Here is a 17,823-nt window from a genome sequence, read left to right as displayed (position 1 = left end):
CCTTCCGGCCTACGGCCTCCAGTCAACCACTGACAGGGATAAGGCTCGGATGGTAAACTCATTCCAGGATTAACAACAAAAAGTCAATTTATATCAGTATTAATCAGTAAAACCGAGTCAACCTAAATCAGGAAAACACATTTTCCATTTTTGAATTTAACGTTACAATGTAAGAAGGAGGCAAGCCTCTCTTTGGAGGCCTGCCTCCGTGATTTTAATTGATTAATAGCTTCTGTACATAATACCACAATCACTTTCAAAAACTTTTGGGCAGCCAGGGTTTGCCACAACGCTTGAAGCTTTGCTGATAACTAATTCTACTTTCATTTCAGTAAGATTTAGATGGTTATAGGTGTGCTGCGGGAGACACCATTTATCCCTTTGTATGATAGGTGCGTTGCAGATTCAGCTTGTTTTTGGACAGGCTTTTCAACGCGGTTACAAATTCCTTTCCTTGCAGAGGGTCGTAGCCCCCCATCATCTTATGCGCCATGTTGCAACGCACTTTTGCCATATAGCAATTTTCCTCGGCTGGTTTGCGGTAGTCCTTGTGCTCCACATAATTGCTGCCCACACACAGGTTGCAGTAGGCGCAATAATCATGTCGGCCACATTCCTCATATTGCTGCAAGGTGGCGTTGCGCCATTCTTTCAGCAAATCGCTTTTGGTAAGTATTTCCGTTATGCTTTGCTTTTTCAAATTGCCAAATGGCATCGGGAAAGCGCAACAAGGTTGCAGGTTGCCATCGGGCGTCATGCAGAAAGCAGTACAAGCCGCTCCGCAACCATTTACGTCCATTCTTCTTGGCTGTCCGCCAAAATTGGGCGCTTCGGGGCCAACATAATAGGCAAGGTTGTCGTCACGCAAAACCACTTGGAATTGCTCTTCGGTCAGACGCAACTGCCTTGCGCATTGGTCGCCATCAATGGAATCGGTGATATTAATCTCAAACTGAGGTATGGCACCGTATTTCTTGGCAAGGTCGGCGACCAGATAATAGCTGTGCAGATTCGGTTGCATGATACAGCATTTCAGATTCATAGGAACTGCCAAGGCAGACAATTGGCTCACAACTTTCATGGAGCGTTCCCAAGAGCCTTTCACGCGGGTTATGAAATCGTGGTCTTCGGCAATGCCGCTATAAATGCTCACGCCAACCAGACGAGGATAATAACCGGCAAGGCGTTCAACATCATTTATCAAACGCTGTCCGTTGGTGAAGACATCGAAAGCAATCTCCTTTTCATACAGATAATCAATGATTTCCCAAGCAATCGGTTTGGAGAATGGGTCGCCGCCCGAAAGACAGACTTTCACAAGTCCGTGATTGTAAAGGTCGTCGATGATGCGCTTGTAATCTTCCAGACACAATTCTTCGCGGTCACCACGATGGCTTGTCTCGCTATCGTTGCGCGTGGCGCCAGGGTTATAGCAATGTATGCACTTTTCGCTACAGTTGTAGGTCAATTCAAACATTACGGATGTTACCGTCCGTCCATCGTCAACGGCATCAAAATAACTTTGCTCAGCGGTTGAAACCTCAACAGGCAGTTTCTCCTTTGTGGTTTTTTCTGCCGTCATGGTTTCGTTGCATCGCATTTCGGCAAGCTGTGCTCTATAGTTCTTTATGCCTTCTTCCGAAGGAATGGCGTTAGTCAGCAGCCCCACATTTATTAAGATGTCGAAAAAAGGCACGATGGACTCTTGGGCAATGCCTGTGGCTTCGGCTACTTTTTCGATACGGAGTTCTTCGTTTCTTCCGACGGAAAGCACCTGCCCGATGACATCGGCGGAATAAGATTCAAAGAAATAACTATAACCCGCCAAAAGGTTATACATCAGGGCAACGTGCTTGTTGCTGTCGTATCTGCCGCAAGTCCATTCGGGACGGATATATTGTTGATTCGTTTCTGCCATTAAAACTTATTTTTTATTTCGCCGCAAAACTACACATAAACATTTAATTGTCAATAGTTTACTGCTATCCAATGTAGATACGGAAACTGTATCCGATTTGGATAATTGGATGAAATGGATGGAGAAAAATGGCGTTTTTGGAGGGTGGAAAAATGCTGTAGTCCAATGAAGCGTTAAAATAGATTTCCTTTTGCTTGGCTCAAAAACAATTAAACTTGCAACACCATCTTAGGCCATAGTCGTATATTCCAGGAACTCCGAAATTGGAAAATCACATTTGAAAATGCGAAAAATTTGCAAAAAGTCGCAGTTGGAAATGTTATTTTTAGGCATCTGTATATTTTCGGATCCAAGCATTGGACGCAGAGCGGAAATCAGAGAATTCTCGACGAAGTCAAAGAATACGCGAAGCGGATTCCTCATTCGCCGAATTCGCAACATTAGCGGTCGAAAAAACATCGTGGTTAAAATTGGATTGTTGTGTCCTTTCCTGTCGGACGTAGAGAGAGAACCGCGAATCGGGCAAATCATGCGAATTTGGCCTTGTTTTGCCTGTTTAGAAATTTCTTTTTTTACATCATTTCGGATGTAATCTACACAAAAATAAACATTTTTACATCATTTCGAATGTAATTTGATTGATTATTCCTATTTTTGCAGCCGAAAGGATGTAATTATGGAAAAAAATCAGCTGACGGAAACTGTCAAGCAGTTGAGGAAACAATATGGCCTGACACAGGAACAGTTGGCCATGAAATCGGGCGTGGGCCTGAATTTCGTGCGCGAACTGGAACAAGGCAAACCTACCGTGAGGTTGGATAAAGTGAATCAGGTCTTGGATTTGTTCAATTATGAGATGTCGCCCACTCCTAAAACCAGATGACCATGCGACAAGCGAAAATATATTTCAAAGACCGATTTGCAGGTTTGCTGGCGGAAGAGGATAACGGTTATGTGTTCCGTTACGACGAATCGTATTTGGCATTGCCTGATGCCCAGCCTGTCAGCCTGACTTTGCCTTTGCAGGCGGAAGATTATTTCAGTCCCGTGCTGTTTCCTTTTTTCGACGGCTTGATTCCGGAAGGCTGGCTTTTGGATGTCGCCACACGAAATGCCGATGTCAGTATTCTCGACAGAATGTCGTTGCTGTTGCTTTGTTGCAGGGATTGCATCGGTGCGGTAAGCGTTGTTGAAATCAAAGACGAAAAATGATGAGCAAGTGCCTGTTTTGTTATAAGGAATTGGAAAACGGAGAAAAAGACTTTCATGCGCAATGCTCGCGGAAGTTTTTTGGTACGGCCAAAGTGCCGGTCATGGAATATGCGCGTGCCGACATGGATCGGCTGGCGCAACAAATCATTTCGGCCCAAACCACGCTTACAGGCGTGCAGCCGAAACTGTCGCTGCATCTGCAAACCCACGAGGGCAGCCAACGGCTGACCATCGTAGGGTTGTGGGGCGATTACATTTTCAAGCCACAGACCGATGTCTTTGAGCAGTTGCCTGAAATCGAAGACCTTACCATGCATTTGGCAGAAATTGCCAAAATAAATACGGCACCTCATTCACTGATTCGTTTGGCCGATGATTCGTTAGGCTATCTCACGCGTCGTGTCGACCGCGACCCGAAAGGCAACAAACAGGCTATGGAAGACATGTGCCAGCTGACGGAACGGCAAACCGAATACAAATACCGCAGTTCGTATGAGCAGATCGCCAAGGCAATTGCCAGATATTCGACTACGCCGCAATTGGATTTGGTGAATTTTTACGAAACCGTTCTTTTCTCTTGGCTGACGGGAAACAACGATATGCATCTGAAAAATTTCTCGCTTTTGTCGGTCAGGGAAGGTGAATACCGGTTGTCTCCTGCCTACGATTTGGTGAATGCCGCCATAATCAATCCGAATGACAAGGAAGAACTGGCGCTGACCCTTAACGGTAAGAAAAGCCGCATTTTACGTAGCGATTTCATTGAAGCCGCATCAAAATCAGGCATTTCGGGAAACATCATCAATAAGTTGATTTCAAATTTTGCCAAATGTCTGCCGAAATGGGAAACCTTCATCGCTTCATCTTTCCTTTCCGATGATTTGAAGAAAGCTTATCTTGAGCTTTTAGAGGAAAGATTGGAAAGATTGTCAAAATAACGAAAGGAATTATCACTATTTTTGCGCCATGGAAGAAAGAGAAGTGTTATTGGGAAAGACTCCCGCTGAAATTCAAGAGATTGTCAACAATCTGGAGCTGCCGAAATTCACGGCAAAGCAAATCACTGAGTGGATTTACAAGAAGCAATGTGCCTCGTTTGAGGAAATGTCGAACCTCAGCAAAAAGGCGCGTGCCTTGCTGAGCGAACATTATGAAGTCGGTATGTATCAGCCTGTGAAAGAGCAGGTTTCGACCGATGGAACGAAAAAATACCTTTTCCCTGCCGGTGAGCATTTCGTTGAAACGGCTTATATTCCTGACCGTGAGCGTGCCACGCTTTGCGTCTCGTCGCAAGTGGGTTGCAAGATGGATTGCCTGTTTTGCGCCACGGGCAAACAGGGTTTCCAGAAAAACCTTTCGCCTGCCGAAATCCTGAACCAGATTTTCAGTCTGCCAGAATTTGAAACGCTGAGCAACATCGTCTTCATGGGCATGGGCGAGCCTTTGGACAATTACGACAACGTGATGCGCGCCCTTGAGGTACTGACTTCCGAATGGGGGTTGGCCTGGAGCCCGACTAGAATCACCGTTTCCACCTGTGGCCTGATTCCGAATCTGAAGCGTTTCCTCGAGGAGTCGAAATGCAATTTGGCCATCAGTATGCACAGCCCTTTCCACGATGAAAGACTGAAAATCATGCCGGTCGAAAAGGCTTATCCGATTAAGGAAGTCATTCATACCGTGAAGCAGCACGATTGGCACGGGCAACGCCGCCTTTCGTTTGAATACATCGTTTTCAAGAACATGAACGACACGGGCGACCACATCAAGGAACTGGCACGGCTGTTGGGCAGCCTGCGTTGCCGCATGAACCTCATCCGTTTCCATACCATCCCGAATCTTCCCATGAAAAGTCCCGATAACCTCAGCATGGCCGCTTTCCGCGATGCGCTCAACAACAAGGGCATCATCGCCACCATCCGTACTTCAAGAGGTCAGGATATTGACGCGGCTTGCGGACTGCTGTCGACGAAAAACACGCTGTAAAGACGCAACACTATTTCCGGCAAGACAGAAACATTGCGTTTGAAACAAAACGCAAATGGATGCAATTTCATTTTGAACATTAATTGCCGTTAATCGGGCCATTAATCATTCATCAATTCATTGCCCGCTTCGGACAGCTCCCTAAGCTCCCTGAGCCTGTCGAAAGGGTCTGTCGAAGGGGCGACGGGAAAAAGAAAATTAATGGGAAATTCGTGGTTAATTGTTGGTAATTAATGTTTAAAAAAACATTGTCGGACGGACAAACGGAATGCGAAAATGACAGGCAAGGTTTTGTCGTGTCACAATCTGCTGGCATGTAGAGACGCACGGCCGTGCATCTTTACGTTCCAAAAAATCCGTTCAAAAACACGTTTTGCGGAATGTTTTCGGTTCGGATCTCCTCTTTTAAGCATTCCAATGCGCCTAGGAGACTCCCGCCTTCGCGGGAGTGAGGCTTCGTGGTGTGAATGACCAGAAAACGAGGAACGTCAGAAGCAAGAATAATTCATGAATTATTCTTGGAAATTAATGGTAATTCATGTTTGAAAAAACAAGAAGGGCGGCTCCTGATTGGAGTCGCCCTTCCATTTCGTTTTGCCGTATATGATTTGGTTTGGGGCGGTAGAGACGTTTCGCGAAACGTCTCTACACGTTCCCAAATCTTTTCATTTATTTAACGACAGTAACGCGCTGTGTGCTAACGCCGTTTTCGGTAGCGATGCGGACCATGTACACGCCAGCGTTGAACTGGGCCATGTTGATGATCTGCTGGTCGCCTTCGACCTCAGCATCGTAAACCACTTGACCGAGGACTGAAACCACAGTGATGCGGTTCATGTTCTGGGCCTGGATGGTGATGTTGCCGTTGGTCGGGTTAGGATACAGAGCGATTTCGCCGTTTTCAGCAACGCTCGTCACCACGACGATGACGTAGTTGTTGTCTGGGTTAGCACCGCTTGCTGCTGGTTCTGATTCGCAGTCGCCGTAGTCAGCGCGTACCTGATAGTAGTACATGCCGGCACCGACTTCGCTGTCGAAGTATGAGTATTCTGTCTGGCCTAAGACAACAGGAACTTCACCGATGAAGGTGTAGTTGACATTGTCGGTCGAACGGTAGACATTGTACTTAACAGCACCAGCGAGGCTAGCCTTAGCACCTACTGACAGTTCAGCATCGTCAACGTTCAGATAGAACATGTCTGTGCAGTTGAAGTGACGGATGGCAATGTAGATCTGCTGGCCTGCATAATCGCTGAGGTCAACAGTCTTCTGGTACCATGTGCCTTCACGTGTGCCCTTGCCGTCCTTCGACATGTAAGCACCTGCTTCAGCAGCATCCTTAGCTGTCATTGTCCATTCAGCGATGGTGGTGAAGTCAGCAGCATTGGTGTTGCCAGTTGTTGAGATGGCGACGCCGTAGTGCTCACCAGCATAGCTAGGATCCTGAGCGCATGCCCAGAAGCTGAACTGTGAACCGTTGGTGATAGCAACCTGAGGTGAAACAAGGTAGTTGTCTGGTGTGAGAGCACCATACGTGCTTGAATAGCTTTCAGATGTGATGCAGTCAGCACCGCCATGGAATGGGATGAGGTATCCAGCCATCAGGACTGATGCCGGTGACCAGTTGTGACCGTCGCCGTCAGCGTCGATTGTTGTCCAACCGGTTGGGATTGAACCGCTTTCGAAGCCTTCAGTGAATTCATCGCCTGGGCCTGGAGGTGGAACAGGAGCACCGCCCCATGTGATGAGGGCACCGTAGTTGTTGGCATTGTTCCATACATATTCGCCGTAGATGTCAGCACCTGGAGCGCAGTCGTCTGATTCAGTGCAGACTGGGCAGCTCATGCTGTAGTATTCGTTCTGGTCAGGAAGAACTGCCGTGCCGTTGTAGATGATGCGGACGCAGTAGTTGCCGGCACCTTCTTCGTCGGTGTATTCGCTTACTGGATAAGGAACTTCAGCAAGCCATTCGCCGTCGCTGAAGATCATAGCACCGAGAACGTCACCTGTTGGTGTTGGAGGAACCGGGCTACCACCGGTAACGAATGCGCGGATCATCCATGTGTATGACAGGCCATAGTCACCTGCTGCATGTTCCCATACGCTGCCGTCGGTTGACAGCAGGTCGGAATTAGGTTCGCCAACGTATGCGCAGCCGCACATCGGGTAGCCGATGCCGTTGGCATTGAAGACGACCCAGATGTTCTGTGTACCGTCAATAGCGACTGGAGTATTCAGTTCGATGTCATGCCAAGCATTGTCGCCGGTGATGTACTGTGAACCTGAAGCAACGAGTGTGCCAGGAGCTGAGGTGCTGCCGCCAACATAAACTTCGACGTTGTATGTGCCGTCGTAGTTGTTGCCGTATTCGTCATCATCAGAAACCCACTGACCAACCTTGGTGATGTTCTGGCCTACATAAGCTGCAAGAGATGCTGCAGGGTACATGTTTGCCCACCAAACCTGACCGCCGCCTGTGCCGACTGCGCCGTCATAGGTTTCGGTGCAGTACTGGATGTATTCGTCACGGTTGCTCTTTGCGCCAGCGGTCAGCTGTGCGTCGTCGAGGCACATGATGAACATATCAGAGCAGCCGAAGTGACGGACAGCAATCCAGACCTGCTGGCCAGCGTAAGCGCTGAGATCGCAAGTGTACTGATGCCAAGCACCTTCGCGTGTGCCCTTACCGTTGCGGGTAGCGGCTGGATTAGCCTTGGCACCGCCCTTAGCGGTCAGTGTCCATTCGTTGATGGTAGTGAAGTCAGCAGCATTGGTGTTGCCGGTCGTTGAGATGGCTACGCCAAAGTGTTCGGCTGCATAGCTTTCATCCTGTGCGCAAGCATAGAAGCTGAAGGTTGAACCGGCAGCGATGCTGTACATCTGAGGAGTAACGAGGTATTCGTCAGGTGTGAGGGCTGCCCATGTAGCGTTGCAGTATGATTCGCTCATCATGTGGCCGGCGCCGCTGTGTGAGGTGATAGCCAATGTGCTGTGAGCGTCAGCCTGTGAGCTGTGGTACCAGTTGTGGTCGTCGCCGTCAGCGTTGATGGTTGTCCAGCCGTCAGCGTTGCTGTCGAAGCTGAATGAGAATTCATCGCCTGGGCCTGGAGGAGGTGGAACAGGACCAGCAGGATATTCCCAAGTGATGGTCTGACCTTCTGCTGCAACGTTCTGAGCTTCTCCGTAGTTATCGCATGACTTGTACTGCCATTCGGCAACTGTCCAGTCGCTCATGCCGGTGCTGTAGATGGCAGCAACCTTGCAGATGTAGTTTTCACCTTCGACGAGTTCGTCGGTGTCAACCTGACAGAATGGGTGAACGGTGTTGCCTGAGAAGATAGGTTCGCCGTCGATTGAGGTGCAGAGAACCTTGTAGCCTTCGAGGTGACGTTCGTCGCTCTTGGCGCCGTTGGTCAGAGCCATGTCGTCGAGGCACATCAGGAACTGGTCGCTAACGTTGAAATGACGAATAGCAATCCAAACCTGCTGTCCAGCGTATGCGCTGAGGTCGCAAGTGAACTGATACCAGTTGCCTTCGCGGTTGCTCTTACCATTGCGGGTAGCACCTGCAGGAGCTTCGCTGCCGCCCTTAGCAGTCAGTGTCCATTCGTTAATGGTGGTGAAGTCAGCAGCGCTGGTGTTGCCAGTCGTTGAAATGGCTACGCCGAAGTGTTCAGCAGCATAGCTTGCATCCTGTGCGCATGCCCAGAAACTCAAGGTTGAACTGCTGCCGATGTTGTACTTCTGAGGTGATACGAGGAAGTTGTTCGGGTTGAGAGCCATCCATGTAGCGTTGCAGTATGATTCGCTGCAGAGGTGACCGGCACCACTGTGTGATGTGATGGCCAGTACGCTGTGCATGCTTTCGCACTGTGTGCTGTGGTACCAGACTTCGCCGTCGCCGTCAGCATCGATATTCGTCCAGCCGTCGAGACCGCTGTCGAAACCGAATTCGAAGGTGTCACCGTCGCCGTGAGGTGGAACAGGACCATCCTGGCCAGCCCACATTGCCCAACCGGTATGTGAAACGTAGAGGTCGCTCACACCGTAGATGATTTCAATCATCACATAACGCAATGAGGTAGCGTCCCAAATGCTGACAGTGTCAGTGATTGGTTCGTAAGCATCGCCCATGGTCACGTTGAGGACATAGTCGCCGCGACGGAAGGTATCCCATGCATAGTAGCCTGTTGAATCGAGGGTGACAGGAGCAACTGGATAGAGTTCCTGTTCGCCTTCGTTCAGGTTGGTGAAGCTGACTTCAACACCTTCTGGGCTGTCGGCGCTGTTCAGCAGAACAGTGATTTCGACACCGTCATTGAGGTACATGTCCTTATCGAGGCAGTTAGACCAAACGATTGGTGATTCGCGTTCTTCCTGGATTTCTGAATGTTGTGGATCTGGTCCTGGAGGAACTGGAGCGCCAGCGCGTGGGAAGCAGAGACCGCATGATTCGACGAAGCTGCAAACGAAGCTAGCCTGAGCGGTAGCCAGGTCAACAGTGTAGAGGTCATCATAGCTTGCATCTGAATATGCCCAGTAGCAGATACCGGTAGCATAGTCGATGGCGGCTGACTGTACGTAAGCAGGTGTACGGCCGGTGTTGCCAACCAGTGTCATGGCTGCATTGGTCTTGTCAACCTTGTAGAGGTCGCCGGTGGTGAATGCCATGGCATAGAGCTGACCTGTGAGGTCGCAGACGAGACCTGCAACAGCACTGACATTGCTCATGGTGCCGACAACGGTGTAAGAACCGTTAGTCATGTCGATGCGGTACAGGTTGTTGTCAGAAGTTGATGAACCGTACATGGTGCTGGTGGTGTAGTCGTAAGCCATTTCGCGGATGCCTGTGCCAGCGTAAACGCTTGACAGCTGAGCACCAGTTTCAGGATCGAAGGTTACAAAGTAACCGTCGGAAGTGTAGCCGTAGATGACACCGTCAACGATTTCACCAGCGTAGAGGCTTGAGCTTGCATTCAGTGATGTAGCACCCTGTGGGTTGTCCATATCCAGCTTGCAGAGGCCGCTTGGAATGATTGAACCGTAGGTGTTATCAACATAACCGATGGAACCACGGAATGGGTTGTTGCTCTTGATTTCGTGGAACTTAGCAGGAGCAATACGTCTGTCTGTCAGATTTTCCATGCCTTGAACGGTAGCTGGTTCGTAAGCCATCACGTCTTCAACAGGCTTGTTTTCAACGTTAGCCCAAGTGATAGGTGATTCAACTTCTTCGCCACGGTTGCCGCCATAGACGCAACCAACGCCCCACTTGTAAACGCCTGGAGCGAGTTCTGGCCATTCAACGTCGATGTAGAGAGTGTCATGCAGTTCGCAGCAGCAAACCACAGTGTTTTCTGAAGTGTAAGGACCGTCGTTGTAGCAGTCTGTACGGTACACGCGGAAGTACTGGAAGCTGCGGTCGCTTGACTTAGCTGAAGAAGCAACATGGTTCGGGTTAGCGACTGTCGTTGCGTTTTCAACATGGCTGTTGCCTGTAGCTGGTGCAAATGGAGCAACCTGGATAGGCTGGTTGACAATCTTGTTGTCAGCATAGGTAGCTTCAACGGTACGGCCTGAGCGGTTGGTGAAGTAGTTCTTCATCGTCCACACTTCGCCGTAAGAGTCGTACATCAGCTCCCAGCCGTCGCCGCCGCCGCCGTTCCACCATGAACCGTTCACGTCGTCACCGGCGCCCATGCCTGCAGGCCATGAGCTGACAGTGGTGTTGGCTGTCCAGGTGATCCACAATGGTTCGGTGCCGCTGATGTGGACTGGGGTGGTCAGGTCGTATTCAACCCATGCGTTCTGGTTCGATGGAACGTCGACCGTCATGGTTGAAACTGCTGTGCCTTGGTCTGGTGTTGCACCACCGGTGTAGACGGTGCAGGTGTAGTTGCCGCCGACTGCGGTGTACTGGTTGTCGGAGAACAAAGCGACCTTGGTCAGGTTGAAGCCTGCATACTGTGAGGTCAGGTTGACTGGGTAGAGGTATGCCCAGCTTGATGTGCCGACGCTCGAACCGAGGGCGTTGTCAAATTCGCCTGCGTATGTGTGCCAGCCTGGTCCGAGTGGTTCCGGATCGTGGATGAAGTCGATGTAGTCGATGAAGAAGCGGTCTTCGCCTGAGTTCACAGAACCGTCCTTGGTGTAAGCCCACTTGAAGTTATGGGTGCCTTCGGTGACTGCAACTTCCTTAACGCCCCAGCCGCTTGTGCCGGTGAAGGTAGCAACCTGTGCACCATCAATGTAGAAGTAAGCCATATCCCAGCTGCTTTCGCAAGAGATTCTCTTGTAGAAGCTCATCAGACCATCGCGTGGGATTTCAACGGTGACATCGATTGATGAGGTTGAAGAAGCCACGTTGTAGTTGGTCGACTGCATGCAGTAAGCACCTTCGTATGGGTTGGTGGTCGTGATTTCGAATGGATACTGTGCAGGGATGTTCCAGTCGTACTGTGAGAAGTCGCCGGTCTCGAAATCTTCGATCATGGCGCTCATGATGTTCCAGCCCCAGTAAACCTTTACGTATGGGCTTTCTGGATCTTCAGGATCCGGATAGTATTCAGCGATGACTTCACCGACTGGGGTGAACACTTCGTCCATGATGTAGTCGATGTCATCAGTTGGTTCGCCGTAGATGATGCCGATTGTGCCGTCGTAGGCCACACTCTGGTAACCAGTGCAAGAAGCAACGCCGTCGTATTCGCCAGCGAGGATTGCACCCTGGTAGTAACCATTAGCATCGGTGGTGAAGGTGTAGGTGTGAGGACGACCGAATTCGTCAATGCCAGTCATGGTGACGGTAGCGCCAGCGATGCCGGTGACGCCGTCCTGTTCGTAGACGTGACCGTTCACTTCGCTTTCGCCTGAAACGGTGACGAGAAGGTCATTGCTAATCCATGATTCGCCTTCATCATAAACAGCGGTAACGTTGAAGATATGGAAGCCTGGATAAGTGTAGTGCAGACCTTCAACATCAAATGTCGTTGTGGCGGCTGGGTTAGGATTGGATGGAGTGCTGCCGATGAGATCACCGTCCATGTAGACGTTGTATGAACGGAAGGTACGGTCAACGATTGGAGTCCAAGCCAGATTCAGGGTTTCGCCTTCGTAGATGTTAGCGCCGTTAGCATTGGTTGCGTGCAGGTTGGTAGGAGCATTGAAAGTGGTTGTGAAGCCCCAGACAGGACCTTGGACGCCTTGTGGGCAGCCGTCATTGCGTTCTTCAATTCTCCAGAAGTAGTTGGTGTTGTTGAAGAGGTTGCGAACGGTGAAGCTTTCAGCCAGGTCGCGTGTCCAGTCAACCAGGACGTTTTCGCAGTAGTAGGTGCTGCCGAAAACGAGGCGGTATTCGGTGGTGTAAGGGCTGAGGTGCCACTTCAAGGTGACTGCAGTTGGGTCGATGCCGTCTGAGTCGTCAGCAGGCTGGACGCAGTTGGCTTCGGCTGTGATTTCATCCGGGCATGGCAGATCGCTGGCATTGAGGATAACATCCCATGCATCGGCTGTTGAAGAAGCAGCGATGTAGTATGTGCCAGCAAGCATGGTCATGTTGGTGATGAGCTGGTCGCCAGGAACTGGAGGAACAGGGGCACCCATTTCAGCGGTAACAACGACATTGTCGATGCCTGTGCAGTAACCATATTCAAAGTCATCATAGAAATTGATGACGACTTCACTACCGCAGTATGGAGTGAGGTCGTATGAGTAAGTTGTCCATGATGACGTCGGAGCGTTAGGTTCACCTAAGAGATTAAAATAGCCATCCACTAAGGCATATACATAAAGATAATTGTAGTCAGCACCCCAACTTGGGTTAATATAGTCGAAGCTCAGGGTAGCCGATGTGGCATTGGTGAGGTCGATGCTTGGAGAATAGAGGTCGTTATAATAACCAGCATAATCTCCCATGTCAAACATAGCGTAGTTGCCCTGTGCATAGTGGCTATGGCCATCACTTGCAGCGAGTACCCAGCCATTATAAGGATCTCCTCCATTTTCAATAGTCCAGCCAGTAGCTGAACCGCTTTCAAAGTCATCTGAGAAAACAACTTCTTCAGCACGGTTGCCGCGGCCGCCGCCAACGAAGTGTGTGACAGGCAGCATGGAGTGGTTGTAGTAATAAGTGTAGGTGTTGGTTTCAGGGCTGTAAGGATTGTTATCGTTGAAATCAACGAAACCAGCGACATAGTCAGTGTTGAAACACTTCCATGAGATAGCGCTGTTCCAGCTGCCGTTGTTCATCTGGAAAATGACGAGCAGGTTGCTGCTGCCATCCCATGCGAAAGCGCCGTTCAATGCGAATTCGTTCCAGCCTTGAACCTGGGTGAAGCTGCCTTCGTAAACGCAGGTCATGCCGGCTGCACTGTGTGAAGTTGTGCCAGCTTCTGTGTCTGTAACGTTAGCCATCCAGATCTTCACACCGTTCACAGTGTAGCCGTAAGTGCTGGTGGAGTTGTAGCCGATGCCGGTGATAGTGCCAGCGCCCATGCCAGCTGCCTGAAGGTCTTCAGCGTGGTAGAGGCTTTCGCTCAATGAATAGTTGTAAAGATAGTAGCAAGGATAGTAGCTTGTTGTGCTAGTGGTGGTTTCGTCGCCGAAGACCAGATCGTAAGGCTGTGAACTTGGACCAACCTGTGGGCCAGTGTAGTTGTTGTTGAGGTCTGGACCACCAACGCCTTCGAAGCCATCTCTATAGACAGCCATCTTACCGTTTTCAGCCATATCAATGCCGCCAACAGTAACGACGTTACCGTTCAGCATGACATCGTGGTCGAAGGTCACTTTGTAAACAGCGTCGTTGCCATCTTCAACAGCCGCTGGAGGCAAAACATAGTTGTTGTAAAGGGTGACGGTTGTCGGGGTGTCTCTGTAGTCGTTCACGTTGTTGACAACGCGGGCCATTTCCCATACGTCCGGGCAAACTGGCTGGTAAGCGTTAGCCATGACGTCGGTCAGGATAGCGGTGCGAGCATCGCCACAATCGACGTCGAGGACTGCTTCCATGAAACCAGTGCCAGTGCCAAATTCAACATTGAAATCGACGGTTTCGCCACGTCCGATAGCGAAAGGAATGACGTAGTCTTCGCCAAGGACTGGAGTGAAGTAGTTGTTGGTGAAGTCAATGCCGGTGACGTGAGTGCGAGCGCCATTGTTGGTGATGCTCACCACGGCTGGACGCATCCAGCATTCGCTTGGACGGTCACCGAAATTGATGACGCCTTGTTCATCCATCATTGGAGAAGTCACAACGACTTGGATTGGCTGAGGGCCGCTCGAAAGGATGTTCATGCGCAAATTAGCATGATAGGTGCGAGTGTAAATCGAACCGCTGTATGAGCCGAGGCTGTATGGGTTCGGGTTGTACGAGTCGCTGTAGAACTGAATCATGCAGTTGTTGGAAACACTGCTGTAGTAGTAGTACTCGGTGTTGTAGGTACCGGTCTGTTCCCACACGGCAATCATCAGGTTGCTGCTGCCGTCCCATGCGAAAGGCGTGTTGAGGGTCACGGTCTCCCAGTCAGTTGTGCTGGAATAGTGCGTGCCGTTGAACACGATGTCGCCTGAGGTCACGGTTTCGTAGTCGCTTGTGCTGCTGAACGATGACCTGCTGACATTCTTCATGTAAACGGTGTAGGTGTTGGTTTGCGCTGTTCCACTTGATCTTTGGAACGCGATGTCAATGATCTGACCTGCTGAGCCGCCGGCTTCAAGAATTTCGTCGGCTGTCCAAATCATCTCACTGAACGAGTAGTTGTAGAGGCTGTTGTAAGGCACATAGTACGATGTGCTCGTACCGGTACCAATCGTAACCTCCGTCTGGGCGTTAGCCATGCCTGTGAAGGCGAGGATAAGCCCCATCATCAAAGAAAAAATTCCTTTTTTCATAGTGATTTGAATTTGTTAATGAATTAGGTTAATTAATTAATAATAAGTACTTACTATTGAAACTGCAACTTCCGGCCTGCGGCAAGCTGCCTGCCTTGGCTGCAAGCATCAATCTTAAATAACGGTTTGGTTCCATCATGCAAACATCATGTCTTGCAACTTGCTGGAAAACAAGAGATTTGAATAAACAATTGGAAAATGATTCTGTAGGTTCAATGTATTGCGGAAGCACAGCGAAACGGGGAGAATCACCCATACGGACAAATGCCGTAAATGAAAATTGCTTCAATGGTGTATGATTTGACGTCATATTAATATAATGTATGCATGCAATACATCCTATAGACCGATAACTCGAATTTTACCCTTAGTCAATTTTTAACTTTTTTTCCTTTGTGGACGTTTTTTCCACAAAACATATTAAGTTTGTCCAATTCAGTCAGCCCACTAAGCTCCCTGAGCCTGTCGAAGGGGCGACGGAAGAAAGGAAATTGATGGAGAATTAATGGTTAATTCGTGGTAATTCGTGTTGAAAAAACGAAGAAGGGCAACCCTTATTCAAGGTCGCCCTTCCATTTCATTTTGCCGTATATGATCTGGTTTGGGGCGGTAGAGACGTGACATGTCGCGTCTCTACACTTTCCCAAATCATTTCATTTATTTAACGACAGCCTCTACCCTATTTGGCTCCAATCGAAGGTCTGGGCGAACAATTCCTTGTAATGTTCGCGTAAAAGTCTGTTCTCTGGTAAAGTCAATTTCGGGTCAATTTCCAAAAGGCGGATAGCCATGGCGCGTGTCTGCTGAATCAGTGCGCCGTCTTTTTGCAAGTCGCCAATCATCATTTCGATTTGTCCTGACTGCCGTGTGCCGCCGGTTTCGCCTGGACCGCGCAACTCCAAATCCACTTCGGCAATTTCGAAGCCGTCGTTGCTGTTGACCATGGTTTCCATGCGTTTCTTGCCGTCGGCGGTCAGTTTGTGGTCGGTGACGAGGATGCAATACGACTGGTCAGCGCCACGACCTACACGTCCTCTCAGCTGATGCAACTGCGAAAGTCCGAAACGATTGGCGTTTTCAATCACCATGACCGAGGCATTCGGCACGTTGACACCTACTTCGATGACCGTCGTCGCCACCATGATTTGTGCGTTTTTACTGATGAAACGCTGCATTTCCCAATCCTTGTCTTCGGCGCTGAGCTGTCCGTGGCAGACACATAACTTATATTGCGGCTCGGGGAAATCGGCAAGCAGGGCCTCGTAACCCGCCTGCAAGGCAATCATATCGGTCTTTTCCGATTCCTTGATGCAAGGATAAACCACGTAAATCTGCCGTCCATCAGCGATTTGCTGCTTCATGAAACACATGATGCGGTAGCGGTCATCCTGATAGAGATGATAGGTCTTCACGGGTTTTCTTCCAGGCGGCAATTCGTCGATTTTCGACACGTCAAGGTCGCCATATTGGGTCATGGCAAGGGTGCGCGGAATCGGGGTGGCGGTCATCACCAGAGTGTGAGGCGGAATTTCGGTCTTTTCCCAGAATTTCGAGCGTTGCTCAACGCCAAAACGATGCTGCTCGTCAATGATGACCAAACCTAAATTCTTAAAAACCACTTTGCTTTCAATCAAAGCGTGTGTACCTACGACCAACTGAATAGTGCCGTCGGCAAGACCGGCATAAATCTTTCTTCGTTCGCCGATTTTCGTTGAACCCGTCAGCAAGGCATAGTTAATGTTCATGCCTTCAAGTTGCTCTTGCAAAGTGGCAAAATGCTGTGTAGCAAGGATTTCTGTTGGTGCCATCAAGCAAGCCTGAAAACCGTTGTCCAAAGCCAGAAGCATGACCATCAGCGCGACAATGGTTTTTCCGCTGCCCACATCACCTTGCAGCAAGCGGTTCATCTGGTGCCCTGAACCCAAATCCTTGCGTATTTCCTTGATGACACGTTTCTGCGCATTGGTCAGAGGGAAAGGCAGATGATGGCTGTAAAACTCGTTGAAATAATCGCCGACTGTGGCAAAGACATAGCCGGGTGTCGACATTTCGCGACGTTTCTTGTTACGGAGCATTTTTAGTTGGAAGAAAAAATGTTCCTCATATTTCAGTCGGCGCGTAGCCTGCTGAATTTCAATGTTATTGGCGGGCAGATGTATCTGATAGTAAGCGTATTTTCTCGGCATCAGGTTTTCCTGCTGGATGATGCTTTGTGGCAAAGTCTCGGGAATCACGTCAAACAACTGTTGCAGGATGAGCTTCTGCATTTTTGCTATGGTACGCGTTCCTAAACCATTGTCTTTCAATTTCTCTGTCGTGAAATAAACGCCTTGCAGACCTTCGCCAATCAGCGGGTCGTTTGGGTCGTATGGCTCAATTTCAGGATGGACGAAATTGTAGGTGTGGTTAAATTCGCTGGCTTTGCCGAAAAGGACGTATTTCGTTCCAAACTTGAACTTGTCTTTCAGCCATTTAAGGCCACGGAACCAGACCAATTCGATGCTGCCCGAATCGTCGCTGAAAATGGCGGTGGCGCGTGTCGGTCGTGGTGCGCCAATCAATTTGAGGTTCGAAATGGTGCCGATAAGTTGGTAATACACCGTGTCATCATTGATATGTGCCACTTTCTGAATCTGGCTGCGGTCGATGTAACGGAAAGGAAATTGATTGAGCATATCTTGATAGGTATACACATTCAGTTCCTTCTGAAGCAGTTCGGCACGCTTGGGGCCGACACCCTTCAGAAAACCGATTTTCGTTTGCAACAGATTGGCTTCCATGCCGCAAAGATAAACAAAAAACTCCGACATGACTGC

General features: G+C 49.5%; 8 protein-coding genes. 4 read left to right on the top strand and 4 right to left on the bottom strand.

Features of this window, described 5'->3' with window-relative positions; genetic code table 11:
* Positions 1-373: 373 nt before the first annotated feature.
* A complete protein-coding gene (locus tag AC06MN_RS00195) occupies positions 374-1,918 on the bottom strand; it encodes a radical SAM protein (RefSeq protein ID WP_475670335.1) in 1,545 nt (514 codons plus the stop codon).
* Between the two features lie 676 nt (positions 1,919-2,594).
* Between AC06MN_RS00195 and AC06MN_RS00190 the strand changes: the two genes are divergently transcribed.
* Genes AC06MN_RS00190 through rlmN form a run of 4 tightly spaced genes read left to right on the top strand, consistent with a single transcriptional unit; the run spans position 2,595 to position 5,116 of the window.
* Complete coding sequence (locus AC06MN_RS00190; protein WP_475670334.1) at positions 2,595-2,801, top strand: helix-turn-helix transcriptional regulator; 207 nt, start codon at positions 2,595-2,597, stop codon at positions 2,799-2,801.
* A 2-nt stretch (positions 2,802-2,803) separates the two neighbouring features.
* Positions 2,804-3,130, top strand: coding sequence for a HipA N-terminal domain-containing protein (locus tag AC06MN_RS00185; protein ID WP_475670333.1), 327 nt, complete (start codon positions 2,804-2,806; stop codon positions 3,128-3,130).
* Positions 3,130-4,068, top strand: coding sequence for a HipA domain-containing protein (locus tag AC06MN_RS00180; protein WP_475670332.1), 939 nt, complete (start codon positions 3,130-3,132; stop codon positions 4,066-4,068). The genes AC06MN_RS00185 and AC06MN_RS00180 overlap by 1 nt, the downstream gene beginning before the upstream one ends.
* 28 nt (positions 4,069-4,096) lie before the next feature.
* The gene (gene rlmN / locus AC06MN_RS00175) at positions 4,097-5,116 is read left to right on the top strand and encodes a dual-specificity RNA methyltransferase RlmN (protein WP_475670331.1); all 1,020 of its coding nucleotides are present in this window, start codon (positions 4,097-4,099) and stop codon (positions 5,114-5,116) included.
* 669 nt (positions 5,117-5,785) lie between these two features.
* Here rlmN and AC06MN_RS00170 read toward each other — a convergent pair.
* The 3 genes from AC06MN_RS00170 to recG form a co-directional block, all read right to left on the bottom strand.
* Positions 5,786-15,007, bottom strand: coding sequence for a choice-of-anchor J domain-containing protein (locus AC06MN_RS00170; protein WP_475670330.1), 9,222 nt, complete (start codon positions 15,005-15,007; stop codon positions 5,786-5,788).
* A 28-nt stretch (positions 15,008-15,035) separates the two neighbouring features.
* Complete coding sequence (locus tag AC06MN_RS00165) at positions 15,036-15,296, bottom strand: hypothetical protein (protein ID WP_475670329.1); 261 nt, start codon at positions 15,294-15,296, stop codon at positions 15,036-15,038.
* A 385-nt stretch (positions 15,297-15,681) separates the two neighbouring features.
* Complete coding sequence (recG, locus tag AC06MN_RS00160; protein ID WP_475670328.1) at positions 15,682-17,817, bottom strand: ATP-dependent DNA helicase RecG; 2,136 nt, start codon at positions 17,815-17,817, stop codon at positions 15,682-15,684.
* Between the last annotated feature and the right edge of the window lie 6 nt (positions 17,818-17,823).

Source organism: Candidatus Limimorpha sp. (genome assembly GCF_056203535.1).
This window is presented reverse-complemented; position numbering and strand designations above follow the sequence as displayed.

Excerpts from the sequence above, each read along its gene's own strand:
- AC06MN_RS00170 (WP_475670330.1), bottom strand. The coding sequence starts at position 15,007 with ATGAAAAAAGGAATTTTTTCTTTGATGATGGGGCTTATCCTCGCCTTC.
- AC06MN_RS00185 (WP_475670333.1), top strand. The coding sequence starts at position 2,804 with ATGCGACAAGCGAAAATATATTTCAAAGACCGATTTGCAGGTTTGCTG.
- recG (WP_475670328.1), bottom strand. The coding sequence starts at position 17,817 with ATGTCGGAGTTTTTTGTTTATCTTTGCGGCATGGAAGCCAATCTGTTG.
- AC06MN_RS00190 (WP_475670334.1), top strand. The coding sequence starts at position 2,595 with ATGGAAAAAAATCAGCTGACGGAAACTGTCAAGCAGTTGAGGAAACAA.
- AC06MN_RS00180 (WP_475670332.1), top strand. The coding sequence starts at position 3,130 with ATGAGCAAGTGCCTGTTTTGTTATAAGGAATTGGAAAACGGAGAAAAA.
- rlmN (WP_475670331.1), top strand. The coding sequence starts at position 4,097 with ATGGAAGAAAGAGAAGTGTTATTGGGAAAGACTCCCGCTGAAATTCAA.
- AC06MN_RS00195 (WP_475670335.1), bottom strand. The coding sequence starts at position 1,918 with ATGGCAGAAACGAATCAACAATATATCCGTCCCGAATGGACTTGCGGC.